The organism is Amycolatopsis sp. NPDC049159 (assembly GCF_040648295.1).
In the GTDB taxonomy this organism is placed as follows: Bacteria; Actinomycetota; Actinomycetes; order Mycobacteriales; family Pseudonocardiaceae; genus Amycolatopsis; species Amycolatopsis pretoriensis_A.
In genome coordinates this window covers 1-24,053 of record NZ_JBEZDL010000008.1, presented here as the reverse complement: position 1 = coordinate 24,053, position 24,053 = coordinate 1, and the positions used below count along the sequence as shown (strand labels likewise).

17 protein-coding genes, 1 rRNA gene and 1 pseudogene are annotated in these 24,053 nt (G+C 71.5%); 13 read left to right on the top strand and 6 right to left on the bottom strand.

Going from position 1 to position 24,053, the window contains the following annotated elements:
- Nucleotides 1–159 precede the first annotated feature (159 nt).
- Nucleotides 160–1,086 (top strand): undecaprenyl-diphosphate phosphatase, encoded by a 927-nt coding sequence (locus AB0B33_RS16475; RefSeq protein ID WP_360772086.1) that lies wholly within the window; start codon nucleotides 160–162, stop codon nucleotides 1,084–1,086.
- A gap of 1 nt (nucleotide 1,087) precedes the next feature.
- Nucleotides 1,088–1,930, top strand: a pseudogene (locus AB0B33_RS16470) (cytochrome c oxidase assembly protein).
- Here the strand turns inward: AB0B33_RS16470 and panB are convergent.
- Nucleotides 1,927–2,802 carry a 3-methyl-2-oxobutanoate hydroxymethyltransferase gene (gene panB, locus AB0B33_RS16465; RefSeq protein ID WP_360772083.1) on the bottom strand — a complete coding sequence of 292 codons (876 nt, stop codon included), beginning with the start codon at nucleotides 2,800–2,802 and terminating at the stop codon, nucleotides 1,927–1,929. The pseudogene AB0B33_RS16470 and the gene panB sit on opposite strands and share 4 nt — an antisense overlap.
- 239 nt (nucleotides 2,803–3,041) lie before the next feature.
- Between panB and lysX the strand changes: the two genes are divergently transcribed.
- From lysX to AB0B33_RS16450, 3 genes are all read left to right on the top strand, one after another.
- Nucleotides 3,042–6,365 carry a bifunctional lysylphosphatidylglycerol synthetase/lysine--tRNA ligase LysX gene (lysX, locus tag AB0B33_RS16460; RefSeq protein ID WP_360772080.1) on the top strand — a complete coding sequence of 1,108 codons (3,324 nt, stop codon included), beginning with the start codon at nucleotides 3,042–3,044 and terminating at the stop codon, nucleotides 6,363–6,365.
- A 64-nt stretch (nucleotides 6,366–6,429) separates the two neighbouring features.
- Nucleotides 6,430–6,996, top strand: coding sequence for a hypothetical protein (locus AB0B33_RS16455; RefSeq protein ID WP_247014400.1), 567 nt, complete (start codon nucleotides 6,430–6,432; stop codon nucleotides 6,994–6,996).
- Between the two features lie 73 nt (nucleotides 6,997–7,069).
- Entirely contained in the window at nucleotides 7,070–7,654 is a 585-nt protein-coding gene (locus AB0B33_RS16450; protein WP_360772077.1) for a DinB family protein, read from the top strand.
- Between the two features lie 49 nt (nucleotides 7,655–7,703).
- Here AB0B33_RS16450 and AB0B33_RS16445 read toward each other — a convergent pair whose 3' ends face one another.
- Nucleotides 7,704–8,237, bottom strand: coding sequence for a methylated-DNA--[protein]-cysteine S-methyltransferase (locus AB0B33_RS16445; protein ID WP_360772074.1), 534 nt, complete (start codon nucleotides 8,235–8,237; stop codon nucleotides 7,704–7,706).
- An 81-nt stretch (nucleotides 8,238–8,318) separates the two neighbouring features.
- On the opposite strand from AB0B33_RS16445, the gene AB0B33_RS16440 reads away from it, so the two are divergent.
- Together AB0B33_RS16440 and AB0B33_RS16435 are read left to right on the top strand one after the other, a co-directional pair.
- Nucleotides 8,319–9,656 (top strand): S8 family serine peptidase, encoded by a 1,338-nt coding sequence (locus AB0B33_RS16440; protein ID WP_360772071.1) that lies wholly within the window; start codon nucleotides 8,319–8,321, stop codon nucleotides 9,654–9,656.
- Between the two features lie 7 nt (nucleotides 9,657–9,663).
- Complete coding sequence (locus AB0B33_RS16435) at nucleotides 9,664–10,278, top strand: VOC family protein (RefSeq protein ID WP_360772068.1); 615 nt, start codon at nucleotides 9,664–9,666, stop codon at nucleotides 10,276–10,278.
- Here the strand turns inward: AB0B33_RS16435 and AB0B33_RS16430 are convergent.
- The 3 genes from AB0B33_RS16430 to secA2 all read right to left on the bottom strand — a co-directional run bounded on the left by AB0B33_RS16430 (nucleotide 10,275) and on the right by secA2 (nucleotide 15,379).
- Nucleotides 10,275–11,135, bottom strand: coding sequence for a leucine zipper domain-containing protein (locus AB0B33_RS16430; RefSeq protein ID WP_360772065.1), 861 nt, complete (start codon nucleotides 11,133–11,135; stop codon nucleotides 10,275–10,277). The two genes, AB0B33_RS16435 and AB0B33_RS16430, sit on opposite strands and share 4 nt — an antisense overlap.
- Nucleotides 11,136–11,214: 79 nt before the next feature.
- Entirely contained in the window at nucleotides 11,215–12,936 is a 1,722-nt protein-coding gene (locus tag AB0B33_RS16425) for an NAD+ synthase (RefSeq protein WP_360772063.1), read from the bottom strand.
- A gap of 103 nt (nucleotides 12,937–13,039) precedes the next feature.
- The gene (gene secA2 / locus AB0B33_RS16420) at nucleotides 13,040–15,379 is read right to left on the bottom strand and encodes an accessory Sec system translocase SecA2 (protein ID WP_247014394.1); all 2,340 of its coding nucleotides are present in this window, start codon (nucleotides 15,377–15,379) and stop codon (nucleotides 13,040–13,042) included.
- 164 nt (nucleotides 15,380–15,543) lie between these two features.
- Between secA2 and AB0B33_RS16415 the strand changes: the two genes are divergently transcribed.
- Together AB0B33_RS16415 and AB0B33_RS16410 are read left to right on the top strand one after the other, a co-directional pair.
- The gene (locus AB0B33_RS16415) at nucleotides 15,544–17,106 is read left to right on the top strand and encodes an alpha/beta hydrolase (RefSeq protein WP_360772059.1); all 1,563 of its coding nucleotides are present in this window, start codon (nucleotides 15,544–15,546) and stop codon (nucleotides 17,104–17,106) included.
- Complete coding sequence (locus AB0B33_RS16410) at nucleotides 17,091–18,563, top strand: alpha/beta hydrolase (protein WP_360772056.1); 1,473 nt, start codon at nucleotides 17,091–17,093, stop codon at nucleotides 18,561–18,563. Before AB0B33_RS16415 ends, AB0B33_RS16410 begins: the two co-directional genes overlap by 16 nt.
- On the opposite strand, the gene AB0B33_RS16405 is transcribed toward AB0B33_RS16410, so the two are convergent.
- Nucleotides 18,560–19,216: an LppX_LprAFG lipoprotein gene (locus tag AB0B33_RS16405; RefSeq protein WP_360772054.1), complete on the bottom strand. Its 657-nt coding sequence runs from the start codon at nucleotides 19,214–19,216 to the stop codon at nucleotides 18,560–18,562. The genes AB0B33_RS16410 and AB0B33_RS16405 overlap by 4 nt on opposite strands.
- 87 nt (nucleotides 19,217–19,303) lie before the next feature.
- Between AB0B33_RS16405 and AB0B33_RS16400 the strand changes: the two genes are divergently transcribed.
- The 4 genes from AB0B33_RS16400 to AB0B33_RS16385 all read left to right on the top strand — a co-directional run.
- A complete protein-coding gene (locus AB0B33_RS16400; RefSeq protein ID WP_360772051.1) occupies nucleotides 19,304–20,584 on the top strand; it encodes an MFS transporter in 1,281 nt (426 codons plus the stop codon).
- Nucleotides 20,585–20,645: 61 nt separating this feature from the next.
- The gene (glnA, locus tag AB0B33_RS16395; RefSeq protein ID WP_290057863.1) at nucleotides 20,646–21,989 is read left to right on the top strand and encodes a type I glutamate--ammonia ligase; all 1,344 of its coding nucleotides are present in this window, start codon (nucleotides 20,646–20,648) and stop codon (nucleotides 21,987–21,989) included.
- Entirely contained in the window at nucleotides 21,989–23,551 is a 1,563-nt protein-coding gene (locus AB0B33_RS16390) for an amidase (protein WP_360772048.1), read from the top strand. Before glnA ends, AB0B33_RS16390 begins: the two co-directional genes overlap by 1 nt.
- Nucleotides 23,552–23,981: 430 nt before the next feature.
- Nucleotides 23,982–24,053: ribosomal RNA gene (locus AB0B33_RS16385) — 16S ribosomal RNA — on the top strand; the annotation flags it as partial.

Genomic DNA, 24,053 nt, shown 5'->3' with positions numbered 1-24,053 from the left:
CACGAGTCGAACACCAGTCAAGAACATGATTGATGTTCATGCATGTGAACGCTCGCTGTGAGGACGCTGAGTGTGCCCATCCCCCTTGCCCGGGGTTAACGAATGGGCCGGTACTTTCCGGTGTCGGCCTTGCTCGAAAAGGGGACGGAAAGGCACGGAATGTCCGCGGTGACCTATGTCGAGGCGATTGTCGTCGGCGCCTTGCAAGGGGTGTCGGAATTGTTTCCGGTGTCCAGTCTCGGCCATAGCATCCTGTTGCCCGCCTGGCTCGGCGGACAGTGGCAGCGGGACCTGAGCATCGGGAAGGATTCGCCGTACCTCGCGGTGCTCGTGGCGATGCACGTCGCCACCGCGCTCGCGCTCGTCCTGTTCTTCCGCAAGGACTGGATCCGGATCATCGGCGGCCTGTGGACGTCGATCCGCCACTGCGAGGTCCGCACCCCCGACCAGCGCCTCGCGTGGCTGCTCGTGCTCGCCACGATCCCGGTCGGGCTGGCCGGGTTGCTGTTCGAAGGACTGCTGCGCGACTTCCTCGGCAAGCCCGTCCCGGCGGCGATCTTCCTGACGCTCAACGGCGGGGTGCTCTACGCCGCCGAGAAGTTCTCGCACCGGAAGCCGCCGGGCGACGACGACACGGTGGACTTCTCGACCGAAGAAACCCTCGTCATGCGGGCGGTCACGGTCGAGGAGAAGACCGACGTCCGGCTGGCGAAGCTGGGGGTGGGCGAGGCCGTCCTGATCGGCGCGGCGCAGATCTTCGCGCTGCTGCCCGGCATCAGCCGCTCGGGCATCACGATGGTCGCCGGCCTGCGCCGCGGCCTGGGTCACGAAGACGCGGCGCGCTTCGCGTTCCTGCTCGCCACGCCGGTGATCCTCGCCGCGGGCGTGCTCAAGATGCCGACGCTGTTCGCCCCGGAGAACCACGCTTCGCTCGGCCCCGCGCTCGTCGGCAGCGTCATCGCCGGGATCGCTTCGTACATTTCTGTCCGGTTCCTCACCGGATACTTCGAAACGCGCACTCTGACCCCGTTCGCCATTTACTGCGTGCTCGCCGGAATCGGCAGCCTGATCTTCTTCGCCGTCTGACGTGCTCGACGTCCCGGCGCTGCTCGCCGTGCTCGTTCTCGGCACGCTCTACGTCCGCGCGGCGCACGGGCGCGGGTGGCCGCGCGGCCGCACGACGGCGTTCCTCGCCGGGCTCGCGACCGTCTTGCTGGTCACCTGCTCACCGCTGGCCGTCTACGACACGACGTTCTTCTGGGTCCGCGCGGTCCAGACGGTCACGCTGCTCATGGTCACGCCGCTGCTGCTGGCCCTGGGCGCGCCGATCCGGCTCCTGCTCGACACGCGGCCCGCGGCCTGGCTGCGGCGCCACGGCCGCGGAAAGGTGGCGCGGGCGCTGACGTTCCCGCCGGTCGTCACGCTGACGCTGGTCGTGCCGGTGCTCGTGCTGTACCTGACCCCGCTCTACGACCTGGTGCTGCGGTCGTCGCTCGCCGACGGCCTGGTCCGGCTCGCGCTCGTCCTGTCCGGCTTCACGTACTTCTGGACCCGGCTCGGCCTCGACCCGACCCCGCGGCGCGACCCGCACCTGGTGTCGGTGTAGATCGCGTTCACCGAGGTGATCTTCGACGGCGCCCTCGGCCTGGTCCTGTGGCTGGGCCCGCTGCTCGCGCCCGCGCACTACGCGGCCGCCCACCCCGGCTACGGCCCGGACCCCCGCACCGACCAGATCATCGGCGCGGGGGTGCTGTGGATCGGCGGTGACGTCGCCGGCCTGCCGTTCGTCGTCGCGTTGTTCGTGCGGTGGGCCCGAGACGACGAACGGCGCGCGAAGCAGATCGACGTCCAGCTGGACGAAGCGCCCGCGACCGGGCTGTGGTGGGAGAACGACCCGGCGCTGGCCGAGCGGTTCAGGAACCGGGGTTAGTCGTGGAACGCGTGTTCCGGCGCCGGGAACTCGCCGCGGCGCACGTCCTGGGCGAACGCCGTCGCCGCGTCCTGCAGCACCGTCGCCACGTCGGCGTAGCGCTTCACGAACCGCGGCGCCTTGCCGCGCCGGAGCCCGGCCATGTCCTGCCAGACGAGCACCTGGGCGTCGCAGTCCGGGCCCGCGCCGATGCCGACCGTCGGGATCTTCAGCTCCGCCGTGACGCGCTTCGCGGCTTCGGCGGGCACCATCTCCATCACCACCGCGAACGCCCCGGCCTCCTGCAGCGCCAGCGCGTCGGCGAGCAGCACGTCCGCTGCTTCGCCGCGCCCCTGCACCCGGTAGCCACCGAGGTTGTGCTCACTCTGCGGGGTGAACCCGATGTGGCCCATCACGGGCACGCCCGCCGACGTCAGCGCCTCGACGTGCGCGGCGAACCGCCGCCCGCCTTCGAGCTTCACGGCGTGCGCGCGGCCCTCCTTCATGAACCGCACCGACGTCTCCAGCGCCTGCTGCGGCGAGAGCTGGTAGGAGCCGAACGGCAGGTCGGCGACCACGAGGGCCCGTTTGACCGACCGGGTCACGGCCCGGACCAGCGGCAGCAGCTCGTCCACCGTCACCGGCAGCGAGGTGTCGTAGCCGAACACGTTGTTGGCCGCGGAGTCGCCGACGAGCAGCACGGGGATCCCGGCCTCGTCGAAGAGCGCGGCGGTGTACATGTCGTACGCGGTGAGCATGGGCCACGGCTCGCCGCGTTCCTTGAGCTCACGCAGGTGGTGCACGCGCACCTTGCGGCCCGTCGCCGGCTTGGTGCCGGGTCCGGTGCCGTAGGGGGCCGCTTCTTCGGCGGGCCCGTTCGCGGGGGCAGACATCGTCGTCGACCGTCCTTCCCTCGAGGCCTCGGTGAGGTCCCCGGGTCGTGGAGCAGGGGCGTCTCAGAGCGTGGCACGCGCGCGTGCGGGCCCCCAACCTCGTGGGACCAGCTTCACACCCCCGGGGACGACGCACCGTCAACCTTCAGGTTGATGCCCGGGGACAACCAACCTGTGTTCACTGACGTCAAGAAGACGGTATGAGCACCGATCGGCCGCGAAAGGCGACGAAAGCAACGATGGGAACCCTCGCGAGCACACGCCCGCGCCTGCCCGTGTGGAAGGCGAAGGCGGGCGGCATCGTCGCGACCGTGGTCCAGCTGGCCGCGGTGTTTTCGGTGATCCTCCTCTTCACGAACGGCCCGCACGGGCGCCTGCTCAACGCCATCGACATGGCGTTCTCCGGCCTCAGCGTGCCGACCAGCGCGAGCCTGGTCATGGTGCTGCTGCTCGTGGTGCTGGGCGGGGCGCTGCGCCGTCGCAAGGCGGCGGCGCTGTACACGCTGGTGCTGTTCCAGGTCGGCGGCCTGGTGCTCACCCTGGCCCTGCAGGCGACGCTGCTGTGGTCACCCGAGCTGCTGACGCTCGGCCCGAAGCAGGTCCGGCACATCCCGGCGCAGCTGTGGGTGCTGACCGTGGCCGACGTCGTCTCGATCGGCCTGATCGTGCTCCTGCTCGCGCTGCGCCCGGCGTTCCCGGCCCGGCTCGCGCCGAGTGCCTGGCGGGACGGCCTGACCGTGCTGTTCGGCGGGTTCGCGGCGGTCATCCTGGTCGGCTGGGGGCTGGCGGAAGCGTTTCCCGGGCACCTCGGTGACACGTGGGAGCGCTTCGCCTGGGTCGTGAACCACGCCACCGGCGAGAACCTCCAGCTGCGCCGGATCGGGGTCGGCGACGGCCCGGGCTGGCTGGACGTCCTGATCGACCTCAGCGCGACGGCGGTCGTCACGGCGGCGCTGTACATGCTCTTCCGCGGGGTCCGCAGCCGCCGCCTGCGCACCGACGACGAGGAGCTGCGCGTGCGCGAGCTCCTGGCCGAACACGGCGAGGACGACTCCCTCGGCTACTTCGCGACCCGGCGCGACAAGAGCGTCGTCTTCTCGCCGAACGGGCGCGCGGCGGTGACCTACCGCGTGCTCGGCGGCACCAGCGTCGCCAGCGCCGACCCGATCGGCGACCCCGAGGCGTGGCCGGACGCGGTCCGCGCGTGGCTCGACGAGACGCGCCGGTACGGCTGGACCCCCGGCGTGCTCGGGGCGAGCGAGAGCGGCGCGAAAGCGTATACCGACGCCGGCCTGCGGGCCCTGGAGATCGGTGACGAAGCGGTCCTCGACGTCCGCGAGTTCAGCCTCGCCGGCCCGGAGCGGCGCTCGGTCCGCCAGGCCGTGAAGCGTATCGAGCGCGCCGGCTACACCTCGCGGGTCCGCCGCCACGGCGAGATCCCGGAAGCCGAAATGGCCGATCTGCTGGCCCGCGCCCAGGCCTGGCGCGGCGCCGAGACCGAACGCGGGTTTTCGATGGCGCTGGGCCGGCTCGGCGACGCCAGCGACGGCCGCAGCGTGATGGTCGAGGCCTACGACGCCCGCGGTGACCTGCGCGGCCTGCTCTCGTTCGTGCCGTGGGGCCGCCGCGGCCTCTCGCTGGACCTCATGCGCCGCGACCGCGACGCCGAGAACGGCCTCAACGAGTACATGATCGCCGAGGTCGTCGCGGCCGCGCAGCACCTCGGCGCGCAGCGGATCTCGCTCAACTTCGCGATGTTCCGCGCGGTGTTCTCCGAGGGCGAGCGCATCGGCGCCGGCCCGGTGCTGCGGGCCTGGCGCGGCGTCCTGAGCGTCTTCTCGCGCTTCTTCCAGCTCGAGTCGCTGTACCGGTCCAACGCCAAGTACGGCCCGGACTGGGTGCCGCGGTTCCTCTGCTACTCCTCGGCCCGGCGGCTGCCGCGCGTCGGCATCGTCGCGGGCGCGCTCGAAGGGTTCGTCCCGACCGGGCGGGCGCGGTCGCTGCGCCTGGAGACGGTCGGCGCCGACTTCGTCGCCCGCGCGAAGGAGATCGAGGAGTCGGCGGCGACGCCGGCCCCGAAGCAGGTGCGGCGGCCCGAACAGGTCCGCGTCCGCATCGCCAAGCTCGGCAAGCTGCGCGAGGCCGGGATCGACCCGTACCCGGTCGGGTTCCGCCGCGACGACCACATCGGCGACGTCGTGCGGAAGTTCGGCGACCTGGCCCCGGACACCACGACCGGGCACCGGGTCCGGATCGCCGGGCGCGTGCTGAACCTGCGCATCCTCGGCGGCCTGTGCTTCGCCCGCGTCAAGGACTTCAGCGGCGAGATCCAGCTGATGCTGAGGGCGGACGAGCTCGACCTCACGCGCTGGCGGACCGGCGTCGACCTCGGCGACCACATCGGCGTCAGCGGCCAGGTCGTGACGTCGAAGCGCGGGGAGCTCTCGGTGCTCGTCGACGAGTGGACGGTCACCGCGAAGTGCCTGCACCCGTTGCCGGACAAGCGGAAGGGGCTCACCGACCCGGAGACGCGGGTGCGGCAGCGCTACCTCGACCTCGCCGTCAACCCGGACTCGGCGAACATGCTCCGGCTGCGCTCCACCGTGGTCCGCGCGGTGCGCGACCGGCTGCACCACGCCGACTACCTCGAAGTCGAAACGCCGATGCTGCAGACGGTGCACGGCGGTGCCAACGCGCGTCCGTTCGTCACCCACATCAACGCCTACGACATGCGGATGTACCTGCGGATCGCGCCCGAGCTGTACCTCAAGCGGCTGTGCGTGGCCGGCGTCGAGCGGGTCTTCGAGCTCAACCGCAACTTCCGCAACGAAGGCGTCGACGCGACGCACAACCCCGAGTTCACGATGCTCGAGGCGTACCAGGCCTACGCGGACTACGACACGATGCGGACGCTGACCCGCGAGCTGGTCCAGCACGCGGCCGAAGCGGCGTACGGCGCCCAGGTCGTGCGGCGCCCGGACGCCGACGGCAACGTCGTCGAGCACGACATCTCCGGTGACTGGCCGGTGATCCCGGTGCACGAAGCCGTCTCGCGGGTCTTCGGCGAGCGCATCGACTCCGGGACGTCGGTGGGTGAGCTGCGGCGGCTCTGCCTGGCCGCCGGGGTGCCGGTGGGGGAGGACCCGAGCCACGGCGACCTCGTGCTCAAGGCGTTCGAGCACCTCGTCGAGGGCGCGACCGTGCTGCCGACGTTCTACACCGACTACCCGACCGACGTCTCGCCGCTGACCCGCCAGCATCGGACGGACCCGCTGCTGGCCGAGCGCTGGGACCTCATCGCGTTCGGCTCCGAGGTCGGCACGGCCTACACGGAGCTGACCGACCCGATCGAGCAGCGGCGGCGGCTGGAAGCGCAGTCCCTGCGCGCGGCCAGCGGGGACGTCGAGGCGATGGAGCTGGACGAAGACTTCCTGCTCGCCCTGGAGCACGGCATGCCGCCGTCCGGCGGCCTCGGGCTGGGCGTCGACCGGCTGCTGATGATGCTCACCGGGGCGTCGATCCGCCAGACGGTCCTCTTCCCCTTCGTCCGTCCGCAGGCGTAGCGAGTCAGGCGACCCGGCAAGCGTCACACCGCCGGGTCGCTGCCCTTCGCTTACTGTGTGCCTCGTGCGCACGGCTCGGATCGCCTCGGCCCTCCTGATGGGGGTGGCCGTCCTCGGGTATTCGGGGTGGCTGCTGGAGTTCTTCCTCCCGACGGGCGTCTCGCCGGTCCACGACCCGGTGGAGGCGCTGCTGGCCGGCCCACCGGTGTTCCGGGTCCTGCTGGCCGTCTCGGGGGTCGCGTTCCTGCTCGCCGGCCCGCCGCTGCACCGCCTCGGCCCGGTCCAGTGGTCGGCGCGGCTCAGTTCCGTCTCGGTGAGCGTGTTCGGCCTGGTCGTGCTGGTCCAGGCCGCGTACCCGGAGCGGAGCGACCTGATCTCGTCGCTGCTCAGCGTCGTGCTGGTGGCCGGCGTGATCAGCTTGATCCTGTGGTGGCCGCCGGGCTGGCGCGCGCTCGCGGTCGCCGGGCTGGTCGTGGTGATGGCGACCTGGCTCGGGGTGGTGCTCTCGCGGCAGTTCGACGCCTACGAAGGGGTCTTCACGCGGGTGCAGCTGGTCGTGCGGGCCGCGCTGTACGGCATCGGCGGCGCGTACGCCTTCGTCAAGCCCGCACCCCGGCACGCGCACCGATAGCGCCGTTCCGGTCCGGAACGCCCGTGCGGGGTGGCACGATCCGGAGCAGGTGTCCCTTTGCGGAAGGATCGAAATGGCGGGAAACGTGCGCCCGGTGGCCGACGAGCGTGACGGGCTGCTGAGCTTCCTGGAGCAGCAGCGGTACGTGCTCAGGTTGGCCGCACACGGGCTGACCGACGATCAGGCGCGGCTGGCGGCGACGAAGAGCTCGCTGTCGGTGGGCGGGCTGATCAAGCACGTCGCGACCACCGAGAACAGCTGGCTGGACACAATCCTTCAGGTGCCCCAGAAGCCGTTCGCGGAGAGCGTGGCCGAGTACCAATCGGCGCACCGGCTGGGCGAGGACGAGACGCTGGCGGGCGTGCTGGCCCGCTACGACGAGGTCGCGAAGCGGACGGCCGACGTCATCGGCGGGATCGAGGACCTGGGCCAGGCGGTCCCGGTGCCGAAGGGTGTGCCGTGGTTCCCGAAGGACGTCGACGCCTGGTCGGTCCGCTGGGTCCTGCTGCACCTGATCCAGGAGACGGCCCGCCACGCCGGCCACGCGGACATCATCCGCGAGCACGTCGACGGCGGCACGGCGATGCCGTTGATGGCGGCGGCGGAGGGCTGGCCGGAGTCCCCGTTCATCAAGCCCTGGACGCCCCAGCCCGCCTGACGAACCGCGTGGAGGCCACCTGGAGCCGTGAAGGTGGCCTTCACGGCTTTCAGAACAGCGTGGGCTCGTCCGCCAGCGCGCCTTCGATGACCAGCATCCGGCGTTTCGTTCCGACCCCGCCGCGCGCCGAGAAGCCGCCGTCCTTGCCGCCCGCGGCCAGCACCCGGTGGCACGGCACGATGATCGGGAACGGGTTGTGCCCCATCGCCTGCCCGACGGCCTGCGCCGACCCGGGCTGCCCGAGCCGGTGCGCGATGTCGCCGTAGGTCAGCGTCCTGCCCGGCGGGATCGTCCGCGCGACCTCGTACGCCCGGCGGTGGAACTCCGGCACCGAAGCCAGGTCCAGCGCCACCGAGGCCAGGTCCGGCCGCGCGCCGCCCAGCAGCGCCACGATCCCGTCCACCGCCGCCCGGACCGCGGCCGGCGGTGGCTCCTCGACGGCGTCCGGGAACCGCCGGAGCAGCCAGGCGCGGGTCCGCGCGCCACTGCCTTCGGGCAGGGACGTGCCGACCACGACGTCGTCGCGCCACGCGAGCCCGCAGACCCCGATCGCCGTGTCGAACACCGTGAAGCCGGTCGTCATGCGATCAGCCTACGACCGAAGAGGGGTACCGCCGCCGCGATCGACCGCTAAGTTCGGTTCGGGCGATTCCGAGGAGGACGTGTGCGGCGACTGATCCTGGTGACGGCAGTGCTGCTCGGCCTGATCGCCACTCCGGCGGCCGCGGACCCGCTGGTCATGCCGCACGTCGTCGTCACGCACCACACGTGGTGGGCGGAGCAGGTGATCAAGCACGCCGGCGGCACGGTCGTCGCGAGCTACCCGCAGATCGGCGTCGTCGTCGCGTACACCGCGAAGGACGACTTCGCCGCGAAGGTCCGTGCGACGCCGGGCATCGACGCCGTGGGCGCGACGCGCACCGCGAAGGTCCCGAAGGAGTTCTTCGCGCCCCGCAAGGACGTCCGCTACACCGGCCCGAACTCGCCGAACTCCGGCCAGGTCCCGCCCGAGGGCACCGCATGGGACGTCCCGGCGCTGCACCTGCCCGAAGCGCACGCGGTCACCGAAGGCAGCAGGCGCACGGTCGTCGGCGTGCTCGACGTCGGCGTCGACGACACCCACCCGGACCTCGCGCCCGCCTTCGACCGCAAGGATTCCGTGTCCTGCCTGGCCGGCTGGGCCGACCGGAGCCCCGGCGCCTGGCGGCCCACGCTCGACGGCCACGGCACGCACGTCGCGGGCACGATCGCCGCCGCCCGCAACGGATCCGGCGTCGTCGGGGTCGCTCCCGGCGTCCGGATCGCCGCCGTCAAGCTGGCCGAACTCGACGACACCGAGACGGCCGAGAGCATGGTCTGCGGGTTCGTCTGGGCCGCGGAGCACGGGTTTGCCGTGACCAACAACAGCTACCGCTCGATCCCGTGGCGCTACAACTGCGACGACCAGCCGGACCAGGCCGCGGCGAAGCTCGCCGTCAGCCGCGCGGTCGCCTACGCCCAGCGCCGGAACGTCCTCGTCGTCGCCTCGGCCGGCAACGCCGGGATCGACCTCGACACCCGCTCGGCCGACCGCGAAAGCCCGGCCGACAGCACCCCGGTGGAACGAGCGATCGACCCGACGTGCACGCGGCTGCCGCACGAGCTGCCCGGCGTCGTCGGCACCGGTGCGCTCGACGAGAAGCTCGTCAAAGCGAGCTTCTCGAACTACTCGGCGTCGCGGATCAGCGTCGCCGCGCCCGGCGCGCGCGTCTGGTCGACCTGGCCGAACGGCGAATACCGGTCGGCGAGCGGGACGTCGATGGCCGCGCCGCACGCGAGCGGCGTCGCCGCCCTGATCGCGAGCGAGCACCCGTGGTGGAGCGCCGAGCGCGTCAAGCAGGCCCTGTACGCCACGGCGACGCCGCTGCCGTGCCCCGACGCCGTCTGCGCGCCGATCGCGGGCGGGACGACCTACTACGGCCACGGAATGGTCGATGCGGCGAGCGCGGTCGGCGCGGGATGATGGCGCCGTGCTCGATCACCTCGTCTACGCCGGCCCCGACCTCGCCGCCGCCGTCGCCCGCGTCGCCGACCTGACCGGGGTCACCCCGGCTCCCGGCGGCAGCCACACCGGCCTCGGCACCGCCAACCACCTCGCCGACCTCGGCGCGGGGATGTACCTGGAGGTGATCGGCCCGGACCCGGCGCAGCCGGAGCCGCTCGCGCCCCGCCCGTTCGGCATCGACGCCCTCACCGAGCCGGCGCTGGTCGCGTGGGCGGTCCGCACCCCCGACCTCGACGCGACGATCGCGGCGGCCCGCGCCCGCGGCTTCGACCCGGGCGACCCGCGGGAGATGTCCCGCGAGACGGCCGGTGGCGAGACGCTGCACTGGCGCCTGACCCCGCCGGCCGCCCCGGGCTCGCTCCGCCCGTTCCTGATCGACTGGGGCAGCACCCCGCACCCGACGACCCGCGGCCTGCCGTCCCTGCCGCTGCTGATGGTGACGGCCACCCACCCGGACCCGGCCTCGGTCCACACGGCGACGGAAGCGCTCGGCCTGGAGTTCCTGGTCCGCCGCACGGAAAAGGCGTCCCTCACCGCGGCCCTGCGCACCCCGGACGGCCGTCAGGTCGCCCTCAGCTAGGTGTGGTGTCCGGGGAGGTTGGTCAGTCGGGTGACCGGCGGCTTGCCGCCGGTCGAGCTGTGGGGTCGGTGGTGATCGTAGAAGTGCAGCCAGCCCGGTAGTGCCGCCCGCGGCAGAGTCTCGGACGGGTAGGAGCGGGCGTAGGCCCACCCGTCGGCCAGGGTCCGGTGGAAGCGTTCGATGCTGCCGTTTTTGAGGCCGGTAGGGCCGGGTGCGTGGATTTCGGCGTAGGCGACGCGGGAGTGGTCATCGAGCACGGTGTGCACGAACGCAGTCCCGATCTTGGGGTTGCGGGGCTTGCCGGGTGTCGCAGCCCGGTTGCGGTCACCTTGGGCGCGGCCGACGAACCGGTGCCCGCCGCCGTCGGGGATGTTGCCGAACTTGGTGACATCGACGTGCAGCAGCGAACCGGGATGGTCGTGCTCGTAGCGGCGCAGTGGTTCGCCGGTGACCCGGTCGATCCGGGAGAGCCGGTTGATCCGGCAGCGGGTCAGCACCGCGTGCACCGTGGAGGCGGGCAAGCCGAGCCGGCCGCCGATCTGCACCGGGCCCAGCCGCATGCGCCACCGCAACCGCACGATGCGGTGGACCAGATGCCCGGGTGTGCGGGTCGGGCTGTGCTGCGGACGCGAGCTGCGATCAGCCATCCCAGCCGCGCTTTCGTTGCGGTAGCGCTGCGCCCATTTGCGAGCGGTTTTCGCGGCGACCATGACCATCTTCGCCGCTGCCGTGCCGGTCCAGCCCTGCTCCACGATCGGGCGCGCGAGTCGCAGTCGGGTGCGTGGGGTGAGGGTGGCGTCAGGGGGGACACGAAGGCCTCCGGCAGGTGATGTGGTTCCTCGACAGCTCCACTTCACATCCGGAGGCCTTCACCTGTCAGCACGACAGGCCCTCACTGGTCACCTCAACTCGGGACAACGTCCCTGGACATCACAGCTAGGCCTTGCCCTCGCGCCACAGGTTGGTCATCGGCAGCCGCCGGTCGCGGCCGAAGGCCTTGAACGTGATCTTCGTGCCCGGCGGGTACTGGCGCCGCTTGTACTCGGCCTTGTCGACCATCCGCACCACCCGGTCGATGGTCTCCGCGTCGAACCCGGCCTCGATCAGGTCGGCGTACCCGCGGTCGCCCTCGACGTAGTCGTCGAGGATGTCGTCGAGCAGCGCGTAGTCCGGCAGCGAGTCGGTGTCGACCTGCCCCGGCCGCAGCTCGGCCGACGGCGGCTTCGAAATCGAGTTCTCCGGGATCGGCGGGGTCTCGCCGCGCTTCGCCGCTTCGGCGTTGCGCCAGCGGGCCAGCTGCCACACGTGCGTCTTGAAGACGTCCTTGATCGGGGCGAACGCGCCGACCGCGTCCCCGTAGATCGTGGAGTACCCGACGGCCAGCTCGGTCTTGTTGCCGGTGGCCAGCACCAGGTGACCGTCCAAGTTGGACAGTGCCATCAGGAGCATGCCGCGCGTGCGCGCCTGGATGTTCTCCTCGGCCAGGCCGGTCAGCGAAAGCTGGTCGACGTACACGCGGACCATGTCCTCGACCGGCTCGACGCGGTAGTGCGCCCCGATCCGCTGCGCCAGGTCGGCCGCGTCGTCCTTCGAGTGGCCCGAGGAGTACTTCGACGGCATCGAGACGCCGTAGACGTTGTCGCCGCCCAGCGCGTCCGCCGCCAGCGAGGCGCAGACCGCGGAGTCGATGCCGCCGGAGAAGCCGAACGTCACCGACGAGAAGCCGTTCTTGTGCACGTAGTCGCGCAGCCCGACGACCAGCGCGTGCCACACCTCGGCCTCGTCCGAAAGCGGCTCGCTGATGACCGGCCGGGCGGTCGGCTCGTACGACGGCAGCGGTTCCGCGCTCAGCACGCGGCGCCGGACGTGCAGGCCTTCGAGCTCGCCGTCGCCGGCGTGCCCGCCCGCGGTGAGGTCCATGTCCAGCACGAGCAGGTGCTCGACGAACTGCGGCGCGCGCGCCACGACCGCGCCGTCCGCCGCGACGACGAGCGAGTCGCCGTCGAACACGAGGTCGTCCTGGCCGCCGACCTGGTTGGTGTAGACCAGCGGCGCCCCCGCTTCGGCGGCGCGGCGCGCGATCAGCGGCAGCCGCTGCTCGTCCTTCGAGCGCTCGTACGGCGACGCGTTCGGCGCCACGACGAGGTCGACGCCGGCGCGGCCCAGGGCCGAGATCGGGCCGCCGTCCTGCCAGATGTCCTCGCAGACGACCATGCCGATGTCGAGCCCGTGGAACCGGACGACGTCGAGCGTGGTGCCCGGCTTGAACCAGCGGTGCTCGTCGAACACGCCGTAGTTGGGCAGGTGGTGCTTGAACTGCCGCGCGACGACCTCGCCGCGGTAGAGCGCGGCCGCCGCGTCGCGCGGGCCGACCTCGTCGACGTCGAGGTACCCGATGTAGGTCAGCACTTCGCCGCACCCGGCCTCGTCGAGCCGCCGCGCCAGCGACTCGACACCTTGGCGGGAGGCTTCGGCGAAGGTCCGGCGCAGCGAAAGGTCCTCGACCGGGTAGCCGGTCAGGGACATCTCGGGGAAGACGACGACGTGCGCGCCGGCTTCGGCGGCCCGGCGGGTCCAGTCGACGTGGAGGTCGGCGTTGCCGTCGAGGTCACCGACGGTGGGGTTGACCTGGGCGAGCGCGATGCGCAGTTGCGGCATGCCGCCATTCTGTCCCACGGCCACCCGCGAGGCCGAGCGAATGTGGGCGAAATCGAAAGACCCCCGCCCGGCAGCACCGGGCGGGGGTCCGACGAAGGAAAATCTACTTGCGCTTGATCATGCTCCGGACCTTCTTGATGGTCTGCTCGAAGTCCGAATCGAACGGGTTGTCGTGCACGAGGTACGTCCACGTCGTGTTCGCCCGCCGCACGCCGGCCTCGCCGAGGTCGATGCCCTCGTCGGTCAGCTCGGCCTCTTCGAGCGTCTTCGCCGCCCGCGAGTCGGCCTCGCCGATGATCTTGTGGAACTCCGGGATCGCCGCGCGGTGGAACTCGTCCAGCGGCGTCTCGCGCGCCAGCGCCCGCAGGTGGATGCTCTCGCGGACGTCGGTCAGGTACGCCAGGTGGTCCGACCACAGCTGGTCGACGTGGAACAGCAGTACCTCGCGGCACATCTGCTCCAGCTTCTCCTGGTCGTCGAGCTTCTCCTTCAGCTCGCCGAACTTCTCCGGGTGCGCCTTCTCCATCGCCTCCGCCGCGTACGCGGTGCGAAGCACCTTGTCGCGGTGCACCAGCAGGTCACGCCGCTGCCGCTCGATCAGCCGCGTGTAGCGCCAGGTGTTGCGGTGGATCTCGAGGTCGACGCCCTCGGCGACGCGCTGCGCGTGGTTCAGCTGCCGCAGCGCCGCGCCGTCGGTGATCTCGCCGGTCTCTTCGTCGTCGACGATGCCCTCGGGCACGTCCGGCGCGTTGGAGAGGACGAGTTCGTCGTTCAGGCTCGCGAAGAAGATCGCGCTGCCCGGGTCGCCCTGGCGGCCGGAGCGGCCGCGCAGCTGGCCGTCGAGGCGGCTCGACGGGTACCGCGCGGTGCCGATGACGTGCAGCCCGCCCAGCTCGACGACCTCTTCGCGGGTCGCGCCGTCGGTGCCGCCCAGCCGGATGTCGGTACCGCGGCCCGCCATCTGCGTGGACACGGTGACCGCGCCCTTCTTGCCGGCCTCGGCGATGATCGCGGCCTCCGAGGCGTCGTTGCGCGCGTTGAGCACGACGCATTCGAGGTCGACCTTCGCCAGCTTCTCGGCCAGCTCTTCGGACTCGGCGACGTCCTGGGTGCCGACGAGGATCGGCCGTCCGGTCTCGTGGACCGTGCGGATCTCCTCCTCGATCGCCCGCAGCTTCTGCGACGGCGACGCGAAGACGCGGTCCTCCAGGTCCTCGCGGACGTTCGGGGTGTTCGGCGGGATGACCGCGACCTCGAGCTCGTAGAACTCGCGCAGCTGCTCGGCGACGGCGACCGCGGTACCGGTCATGCCGGCGACCTCGGGGTAGCGCGCCAGCAGCGCCTGGACGGTGATCGAGTCCAGGATCTCGCCGCGGTCGGTGGCGGTGACCTGCTCCTTCGCCTCGACGGCGGCCTGCAGGCCGTCCGGCCAGCGCTGCAGTTCGGCGACGCGGCCGCGGGCGGCGTTGATGAGCTGGACCTTGCCGTCGCGGACCAGGTAGTCGACGTCGCGGGTGAGCAGCGCGTGCGCGTGCAGGGCGACGTTCACCGCGGGGAGCCGGTCGGACGCCGTCTCGCCGTAGAGGTCGTCGACCTCCAGGCCGAGCGACTTCGCGACGACGGACGCGCCGGCGTCGGTCAGCCAGGCGTTGCGGCCCTCGCTGTCGGTTTCGTAGTGCAGGTTGAGCCGCAGCCGCCGGACGACCTTCGCGACCTCTTCGTCGGCGTCGGTGTGGTCGATCGAGCCGGCCATCACCAGCGGGACGCGGGCCTCGTCGACCAGCACCGAGTCCGCCTCGTCGACGATCGCGACCTCGGGGTCGGGCTGGACGAGGTCGTCCACGTTCGTGACCAGCCGGTCGCGCAGGACGTCGAAGCCGATCTCGGCGACGGCGCCGTACGTGACGTCCTTGGCGTAGGCGACCTTGCGCTCCTCGCGCGAGTGCGCGGGCTCGACCCAGCCGACCGACACGCCGAGCAGGGCGTACACCGGGCCCATCCACTCGGCGTCGCGGCGGGCCAGGTAGTCGTTGACCGTGACGACGTGCGCGCGCTTCCCGCGGATCGCGTAGCCGGCGGCGGCCAGCGCACCGGCGAGCGTCTTGCCCTCACCGGTCTCCATCTGCACGACGTGCTTGCTGAGCAGGCCCATCGTGCCGAGAATCTGGACGTCGAACGCCCGCTCGCCGAGCGCCCGCCGGGCGGCTTCACGCCCGAGCGCGCACACCTCGATCAGGTGGTTGTCGCCGAACGCGGTGTCCTTCAGCGTCTCGCGGAGCTTGCCCGCCCGCTCGGTCAGCTCCTCGTCGGAGAGCTTCTCGAGCTCGGGTTCGAGCTTCTCGACCGCGGGCAGCAGTGCTTCGTAGCGGGTCAGCTCGACGCTGCCCGGCCGCTGGATGATCCGGCGGAGCTTCTTGCCCACCCGGCTGATCAGTGCTGCCACCCCTGGTCTCCCGTTCTCTCTCGCTCGACCGGCCTGCCCCACCCAACGTGGCGGTGGTGCGTTCGAGTTCCGCGGCCGGATGGGACGATCCAACCGTGTTCCCTCATCCCAGCGCCAGGTCCGGTCGTATCCGACGCCGCCGGATCACCGCAATTGCGACATCCGTGCTGATCGCGGCCTCGCTGTCCGCCTGCACGTCCTCCGGGAAGCCGGCGCCGGTCGCGCCGACGACGGAGTCGCACCCACCGTCCGGACCGGTGCCGGCCGGGTTGGAGCGGTTCTACGGCCAGAGCCTGTCCTGGGCCGACTGCGCACCTTACGCGACTTCGGAGGACTCGCGATCGGCCTTCCAGGCGAAGGACGTCCAGTGCGCCCGGCTGACCGTGCCGCTGGACTACGCGAAACCGGCGGGGGACACCATCACGCTGGGCCTGCTCCGGCACAAGGCGTCGGACGCCGGCTCCCGGATCGGGTCGCTCGTGGTCAACCCGGGCGGTCCCGGTGCCTCGGGCATGGTCGCGGCCGCCGGCCTGGTCAAGCCGACCGCGAGCACCGGCCTCGGCAAGCGCTTCGACCTGGTCGGCTTCGACCCGCGCGGCATCGGCGCGAGCCAGCCGGCCATCCACTGCCTGACCGACTCCGAGCGCGACGCCGACCGCGCCGACGACAGCGAGACCGACGGCTCGCCCGCCGGCGTGGTCAAGCAGGAAACGCAGGAAAAGGACTTCGCCGCGAAGTGCGCCCAGCGCACCGACGACGGCACCGGGATGCTGGCGAACGCCGGCACCCGGGACGTCGTGAAGGACCTCGACGTCCTCCGTTCGGTCCTCGGCGACGAAAAGCTCACCTACCTGGGCTACTCCTACGGCACCCGGATCGGGTCGGCCTACGCCGAGGCGTTCCCGAAGAACGTCCGCGCGATGATCCTCGACGGCGCGGTCGACCCGGAGCAGGACGCGGTCGAGTCGCTGGTCGCGCAGGGCCAGGGCTTCGGGAAGGCGTTCACGGAGTTCGCGAAGTGGTGCACCGCCCAGCAGGACTGCGCGCTCGGCGGTGACGCGAACGGCGCGGTCAAGGCGTTCCAGGACCTCGTCCGGCCGCTGATCGACTTCCCGGTGGAGGTCGGCGACGGCCGCAAGCTCTCCTACGAGGACGCCACGACCGGCGTCATCCAGGCGCTCTACCAGCAGAGCCTCTGGGACACCCTCAACTCCGGCCTCAACGAGCTCAAGCAGCAGCGCGGCGCGACCCTGGAGAAGCTCGCGGACATCTACAACGAGCGCGACACCGACGGCAGGTACGGCACCACGCAGGACGCCTTCACCGCGATCCGCTGCGTCGACGACCCGCGCGTCACCGACCCGGCCGTCATCCTCAAGGCGCAGGAGGAGTACGTGAAGGTGGCGCCGTTCCTCGACGACGGCCGCCCGGCTTCGGCGGCGCGCGACGCGTGCGCGTTCTGGCCGGTGCCGAACACCTCCGAGCCGCACGTGCCGAACGTCGAAGGCCTGGCGAAGACGCTGGTCATCTCGACCACGAACGACCCGGCCACGCCGTACCAGGCCGGCGTCAACCTCGCGAAAGGCCTGAAGGGCGCGCTGCTGACCTTCGAGGGCACCCAGCACACGGTGTTCCTCCAGGGCGTGAAGTGCGTGGACGAGGCGGGCACGGACTACCTCGTCGACGGCACGGTGCCGTCGGACGGGACCCGGTGCGCCGGGCAGTAGCGGCGCTGGCGCCGGTCCTGCTGCTGGCGGCGTGCACGAGTGCTCCGGCACCCGCGCCGCCGCCCCCGGCTTCCGCTCCCGACCTGGGGAAGTTCACCGGGCAGACGCTCACGTGGACCCCGTGCGGGGACGCGCTCGACTGCGCGCACCTCACCGTGCCGCTGGACTACGCGAAGCCGTCGGGGGAGACGGTGCGCGTGGGCCTGCTCCGGCACAAGGCGGCGAAGCAGCGCATCGGCTCGCTGGTCGTCAACCCCGGCGGACCCGGTGGCTCGGGGACGGCGACGGCGGCGTCGCTCGCGAAGACGCCCGCCGCCGCGCCCCTGCTCGACCGCTTCGACCTGGTCGGCTTCGACCCGCGTGGCGTCGGCACCAGCGAACCGCGCATCACCTGCCGCACCGGCGCCGAGCAGGACGCGGACCGCGCCTCCGACGTCGAGAGCGATTCGTCGCCCGAAGGGGTGAAAAAGCAGCTCGCCGAGACGACCGCGTACGGCGCGAAGTGCGTCGAAGCGACGAAGTACGGCAAAGAGTTCCTCGCGAACGCCGGCACGCGAGACGTCGTACGCGACCTCGACGTCCTTCGCGCGGTTCTCGGCGACCGGAAGCTGACCTACCTCGGCTACTCGTACGGGACGCAGATCGGCGCGGCCTACGCCGAGGCGTACCCGCGCAACGTCCGCGCACTGCTGCTCGACGGGGCCGTCGACCCCGCCCAGAGCCTGGTGGACTCGCTGGTCACGCAGGCCGCGGGCTTCCAGGACGCCTTGACCGAGTTCACCCGGTGGTGCGCGTGCCCGTTCGCCGGCAGCACCGAAGCGTTCCAGCGGCTCGTGCGTCCGCTGATCGCGAAGCCCCTCCCGGCCGGGGCCCGGAAGCTGTCGTTCGAGGACGCGATCACGGGCACGTTCGGCGGGCTCTACGCACGCGGCGACTGGCCCGCGCTGAAAGCCGCGCTCGCGCAGGTGGCCCAGGGCAACGGCCGGGCGCTGCTGGCCTTCGCCGACGGCTACTACCAGCGCGATCCCGAGGGCCGCTACAGCGGCGCGATCGACGCGTACTTCGCCGTCCGCTGCGTCGACCACCAGCGGGTGACCGACCGGGCCGCGATCGACCGCGCGCACGGGGAGATGCTGGCCGGGGCCCCGTTCCTGGCCGGCGGCACGCCCGACACGAGCGAGCTCGACATCTGCTCGACCTGGCCGGTCCCGCCGACGTCGGCCGAGCACCCGCCGCGCGCGCCCGGGCTCCCGAAGCCGCTGGTCGTCTCGACCACGCACGACCCGGCGACGCCGTACCGGCAGGGCGTGGACCTCGCGAAGGACCTCGACGGCGTCCTGCTCACCTACGAAGGCGTCCAGCACACGGTGTTCCTGCAGGGCAACGCGTGCGTCGACCGCGCGGGCGTCGCCTACCTCGTGGACGGCACGCCGCCGCTCGCCGGGACCCGCTGCTAGCCGAGGTCCGCCGGCTCGTTCTGCCTGGTCAGCGACAGTTCGATCATCACAGGGCTGAGGTGGTCGCCGGCCGGCGGGATCTGCGCCCACAGGCGGCTGAACCGCCGCGGCCCGTCGGCCGAGACCCACACCTTGACGATGACGTCTTCGCTGACCTGCGGCAACACGCCGTGCGCGACCGCCGCGGGCACCTTGCCGCCGACGCGCAGGGCGGCGGCGCCGTCGACCTTCTCCCGGCCCTCGGTCTTCGCGTCGGTCACGCCGTCGAGGAGCCGCTTCAGCCCGGCGGACGGGCCGAGGAACGCCCCGACGGTGTACATCTCCGGCAGGCGCCCGACGTCGGGATCCGTCGTGACCTCGTCTTTTCGCACGGTGAAGCGGAACTTCGTGTGCCCGTCACCGTCCTGGACGTCGGCGGTGCCGGTCGCCGTGCCACCGCCGTCGAGGGTCGCGTCGCCCTCGATCTGCCGGAGCGGGAAGCCCGGGAGCACGCCGTTGACGCCGGCCGCGAAGTGCACGCTGCGGACCTCGGCGAACGACGTCGCGGCGGCGCGGACCAGGTCGGCGCCCGCGGGGAAGGGCCCGCGCGTGTCCGGTGATCCGGTACAGCCGGCGGTCAGCAGGAGCACGAGCAGGACGGCGAAGCGGGGCATGCCGAGAGGGTAGTCGTGGCCCGATCCTTGCGGAGGATGTCCTCCCGGCCACTTTCGGCTCACCGCGCGCGCGGTGAAACTGGCCGGGTGACTGTCGAGACCCGTCCCGCCCCGAGGCTGCACCGCGCTTGGCCGATCGCCGGTGCCGCCTTCGTCGCGCTGCTCGCCTCCGCCGGCTTCCGCGCCGCCCCCGGCGTCCTCATCGATCCGCTGCACCAGGAGTTCGGCTGGTCCACGGCCACGATCAGCTCGGCCGTCTCGGTCAACCTCGTGCTCTTCGGCCTCTTCGCGCCCTTCGCGGCCGCGTTGATGGAGCGCTTCGGCATCCGCCGCGTGTCGGCGACGGCGTTGTTCGTCATCGCCCTGGGCGCGGGTGGCACGGTCTTCATGACGGCGAGCTGGCAGCTCATCCTGTGCTGGGGCGTCCTGGTCGGCCTGGGCACCGGCTCGATGGCGATGGGGTTCGCCGCGATGGTGGCGGCCCGCTGGTTCGTCCGCAGCCGCGGTGTCGTCACCGGCGTCCTGACCGCGGCGGGCGCCACCGGCCAGCTGATCTTCCTCCCGCTCATCGCGAACCTCGCGGTGACGTCCGGCTGGCGGACGGCGTCGCTGGTCATCGCGATCGCGGCGCTCGCCGTCGTCCCGGTGGTCCTGCTGGTCATCCGCGACCACCCGGCCGACCTCGGCACCACGGCGTACGGCGCCCCCGCGGACGCGGAGGTCACCCGCCCGGCCCCGAAGACCGGCTCGGTCCGCAGGGCGCTCTCGGTGCTGCGCCAGGCGGCCCGCACCCGCACGTTCTGGCTGCTCGCGGTCGGCTTCGCGATCTGCGGCGCGACGACGAACGGCCTGGTCGGCACCCACTTCGTCCCGGCGGCCCACGACCACGGCATGCCCCAGACGACCGCGGCGGGCCTGCTGGCGCTGGTCGGCGTCTTCGACGTGGTCGGCACGATCTTTTCCGGCTGGCTCACCGACCGCGTCGACCCCCGCATCCTGCTGGGCGTGTACTACGCGCTGCGGGGCCTTTCGCTGGCCTTGCTCCCGCAGCTGTTCACGGACTCGGTGCAGCCGAGCATGTGGGCGTTCATCCTGTTCTACGGTCTCGACTGGGTGGCCACGGTGCCCCCGACGGTCGCCCTCTGCGTCCGAGCCTTCGGCGACGCGGGCCCGATCGTGTTCGGCTGGGTCTTCGCGAGCCACCAGCTGGGCGCGGCGTTCGCCGCCTCGGCCGCGGGCCTGGTCCGCGACCAGCTGGGCACCTACAACGTGGCCTGGTACGCGGCGGCGGTCCTGGCGGTCCTGGCGTCGGCGGCATCGCTGGCGATCACGCGGGCGAAGAAGCCTGTGCCGGTGCTTGCCACCTGACTTCGTCACCCTCGGCGCGTCGTGAAACATCCCGTTAACACGCTGTCGTTAGGGTGCGGCCATGGATCGCCAGCAGGAATTCGTGCTTCGCACGCTCGAGGAGCGCGACATCCGTTTCGTCCGTCTCTGGTTCACCGATGTGCTGGGGTTCCTCAAGTCCGTCGCGGTCGCGCCCGCCGAGCTCGAGGGCGCCTTCACCGAGGGGATCGGCTTCGACGGCTCCGCCATCGAGGGCTTCGCGCGCGTCTACGAATCGGACATGGTCGCCAAGCCCGACCCCGCCACCTTCCAGGTCCTGCCGTGGGAGACCCCCGACGGCGGCCCGTACTCGGCGCGCATGTTCTGCGACATCGCGATGCCGGACGGCTCGCCGTCGTGGGCCGACCCGCGGCACGTCCTCCGGCGTCAGCTCTCGAAGGCCGCCGAAGCGGGCTTCACCTGCTACGTGCACCCCGAGATCGAGTTCTTCCTCCTCGCGAACCTGCCCGACGACGGCAGCGAGCCCGAGCCCGCCGACAACGGCGGCTACTTCGACCAGGCCAGCCACGCCACGGCGACGCACTTCCGCCGGCACGCCATCGAGACCCTCGAGGCGATGGGCATCTCGGTCGAGTTCAGCCATCACGAAGGGGCACCGGGTCAGCAGGAGATCGACCTCCGTTACGCCGATGCGCTGACGATGGCCGACAACGTGATGACGTTCCGTTACGTCGTCAAGGAGGTCGCGCTGACCCAGGGCGTGCGCGCAACGTTCATGCCGAAGCCGTTCACGGACCAGCCCGGTTCGGGCATGCACACCCACATCAGCCTGTTCGAAGGCGATCGCAACGCCTTCTACGACGCCGAGGACCCGCACGAGCTGTCGGATACCGGCAAGGCGTTCGTCGCCGGCCTGCTCCACCACGCCAAGGAGATCTCCGCGGTCACCAACCAGTGGGTGAACTCCTACAAACGCCTGATCAGCGGCAGTGAAGCGCCGACGACGGTCTCCTGGGGCCGCGCGAACCGCTCCGCGCTCGTCCGCGTCCCGATGTATTCACCCGGAAAGGCGTCATCCCGACGGGTGGAGATCCGTACGCTGGACTCGGCGTGCAACCCGTACCTGGCGTACTCGGTCATCCTGGCCGCCGGGCTGAAGGGGATCGAGAAGGGCTACGAGCTGCCGCCACCTGCCGAGGACAACATCTGGCAGCTGAGCGACTCCGAGCGGCGCGCCGCCGGGTACTCGCAGCTGCCGCAGAACCTGGGGGAGGCGCTGGCGGAGATGGAGAAGTCCGAACTCCTGCCGGAAGCGCTCGGCGAGCACGTGTACGACTTCTTCCTGCGGAACAAGCGCGTGGAGTGGGACAACTACCGCAGCGCGGTCACCCCGTACGAACTCCGAACGCTCCTCCCGGTGCTCTGATGGGGCGGCGGCCGGTGTTCCTCGCGATCCTGGCCGCCGCACTCGTGCTCGTCACGGGCGCACCCGCGACCGCGGCCCCGGCCCCGGCGCGCTTCGACCTCGACTCGGCCGACATCCCGGCCCTGCAGGCGCGGATGGCGTCCGGCCGGCTCACCGCGGTGGGCCTGACCAGCACCTACCTCGACCGCATCCGCCGGATCGACGGCAAGGTCAACGCCGTCCTGGCGCTCAACCCGGCCGCACTGAGCCAGGCCGCCGCGAGCGACGCCCGGCGTCGCGCGCACCACCTGCGCGGCCCCCTCGACGGCATCCCGGTGCTGGTCAAGGACAACGTCGACACCCGCGACCAAGACACCACCGCCGGCTCGCGGGCCCTGCGCAGCCACCCGGCGAAGGACGCCACGCTGATCACCCGGTTGCGGGACGCCGGCGCGGTGCTCCTCGGCAAGGCGAACCTGTCCGAATGGGCGAACTTCCGCGCCGCGAAGCCGACGTCCGGCTGGTCGGGCGTCGGTGTTCAGACGAACAACCCGTACGTGCTGGACCGCAACCCGTGCGGGTCGTCCGCCGGGTCCGCGGCCGGCGTCGCCGCGTCACTGGCCCAGGTCGCGATCGGCTCGGAGACCGACGGCTCGATCGTGTGCCCCGCCGGGATGACCTCGACGGTCGGCCACAAACCCAGCCTCGGCCTGGTCAGCCGCACCGGCGTGGTGCCGATCTCCGCCGAGCAGGACACCGCCGGGCCGATCGCCCGCAACGTCGTCGACGTCGCGCTGACGCTGTCGGTCCTGCAGGGCCGCGACCCCGCGGATCCCGCGACGGCGCAGTACCCGAAGTCGCAGCCGACGGACTACGCGAAGCTGCTTCGCCCGGGTGTCCTGCGCGGCGCGCGGATCGGCCTGTGGCGGCTGCCGGTACTCGGCTCCGAGACGGACGCGATCCTGACGTCCGCGCGGACTTCCCTGGTCAAGGCCGGTGCCACGGTCGTCGAAGTGACCCCGCCCTACCAGGCTCGGCTCGGCGAACTGGAGTTCCCGGCGCTGCTCACGGAGTTCCACCGCGACATCGACAAGTACCTGGCGACCCGCCCGCGCGGGCCGCGGAACCTCGCCGAGCTGATCGCCTACAACCGCGCGGACCCGCTGGAGCAGACCTGCTTCGCCGGGCAGGAGCTGTTCGAGGAGGCGCTGGCCGCGCCGCCGCCGACCGACCCGGGTTACCTGGCCGGCCGCGCCGAGCTTTCGGACCTCGCGCGCCGCTCCCTCGACGAGACGCTCGCGAAGTACCACCTGGACGCGATCGCGTCGCCGACGAACCCGCCGGCGTGGGAGACCGACTGCGCGGTGGGCGACAACGACGTGATCCCGTCCTCGACCCCGGCCGCGGTGGCGGGCTACCCGGACGTGACCGTGCCCGCGGGGTTTGCCGGCGCCCTCCCGGTGGGTATCTCGTTCATGGGTGCCCGGTGGTCGGACGCCCGGATGCTCGCGCTCGCGGCCGACTTCGAACGGGTCGTGCCGGCGCGGGTCCCGCCGCGGTACCTGCCGACGTCGGCGCCGTAGCTGTCCGTACACGCTCTGACCTGCGGCAATGGCGTTAAGTGACCCCCCTGTTTTGGCCCGGTTCCGGGGCATGTAATCTTCTCTTCGTCGCCAGGAACACCGGGTCACACCGGGGCCGCAAGCCCCGGAGACCAGGCCGGGACGAGCGGGTTGACACCGCGAATCGGACCGGGTAACGTTCAGCGTCGGCCCACGAGCGGCCGCCGAATCCCTACGACTAACATCGTGGGCTGAGGCATGCTCGACCAAAAGCTTGTGAATATCGCTTGGAACAACTGCCGAGGATATAGCCGCTGATAAGGCGGCGAGTCCAGAGTGTGTTGCTTGAGAACTCAACAGTGTGCTAGTGAACTAAGCCAGTAGAGCTTATGTATTGAACCTCGTATGAGGTTCCTTTGAGAGCATTGAATTGCCTCGATTAAACTGTTCATTGTTGGAGAGTTTGATCCTGGCTCAGGACGAACGCTGGCGGCGTGCTTAACACATGCAAGTCGAACGCTGA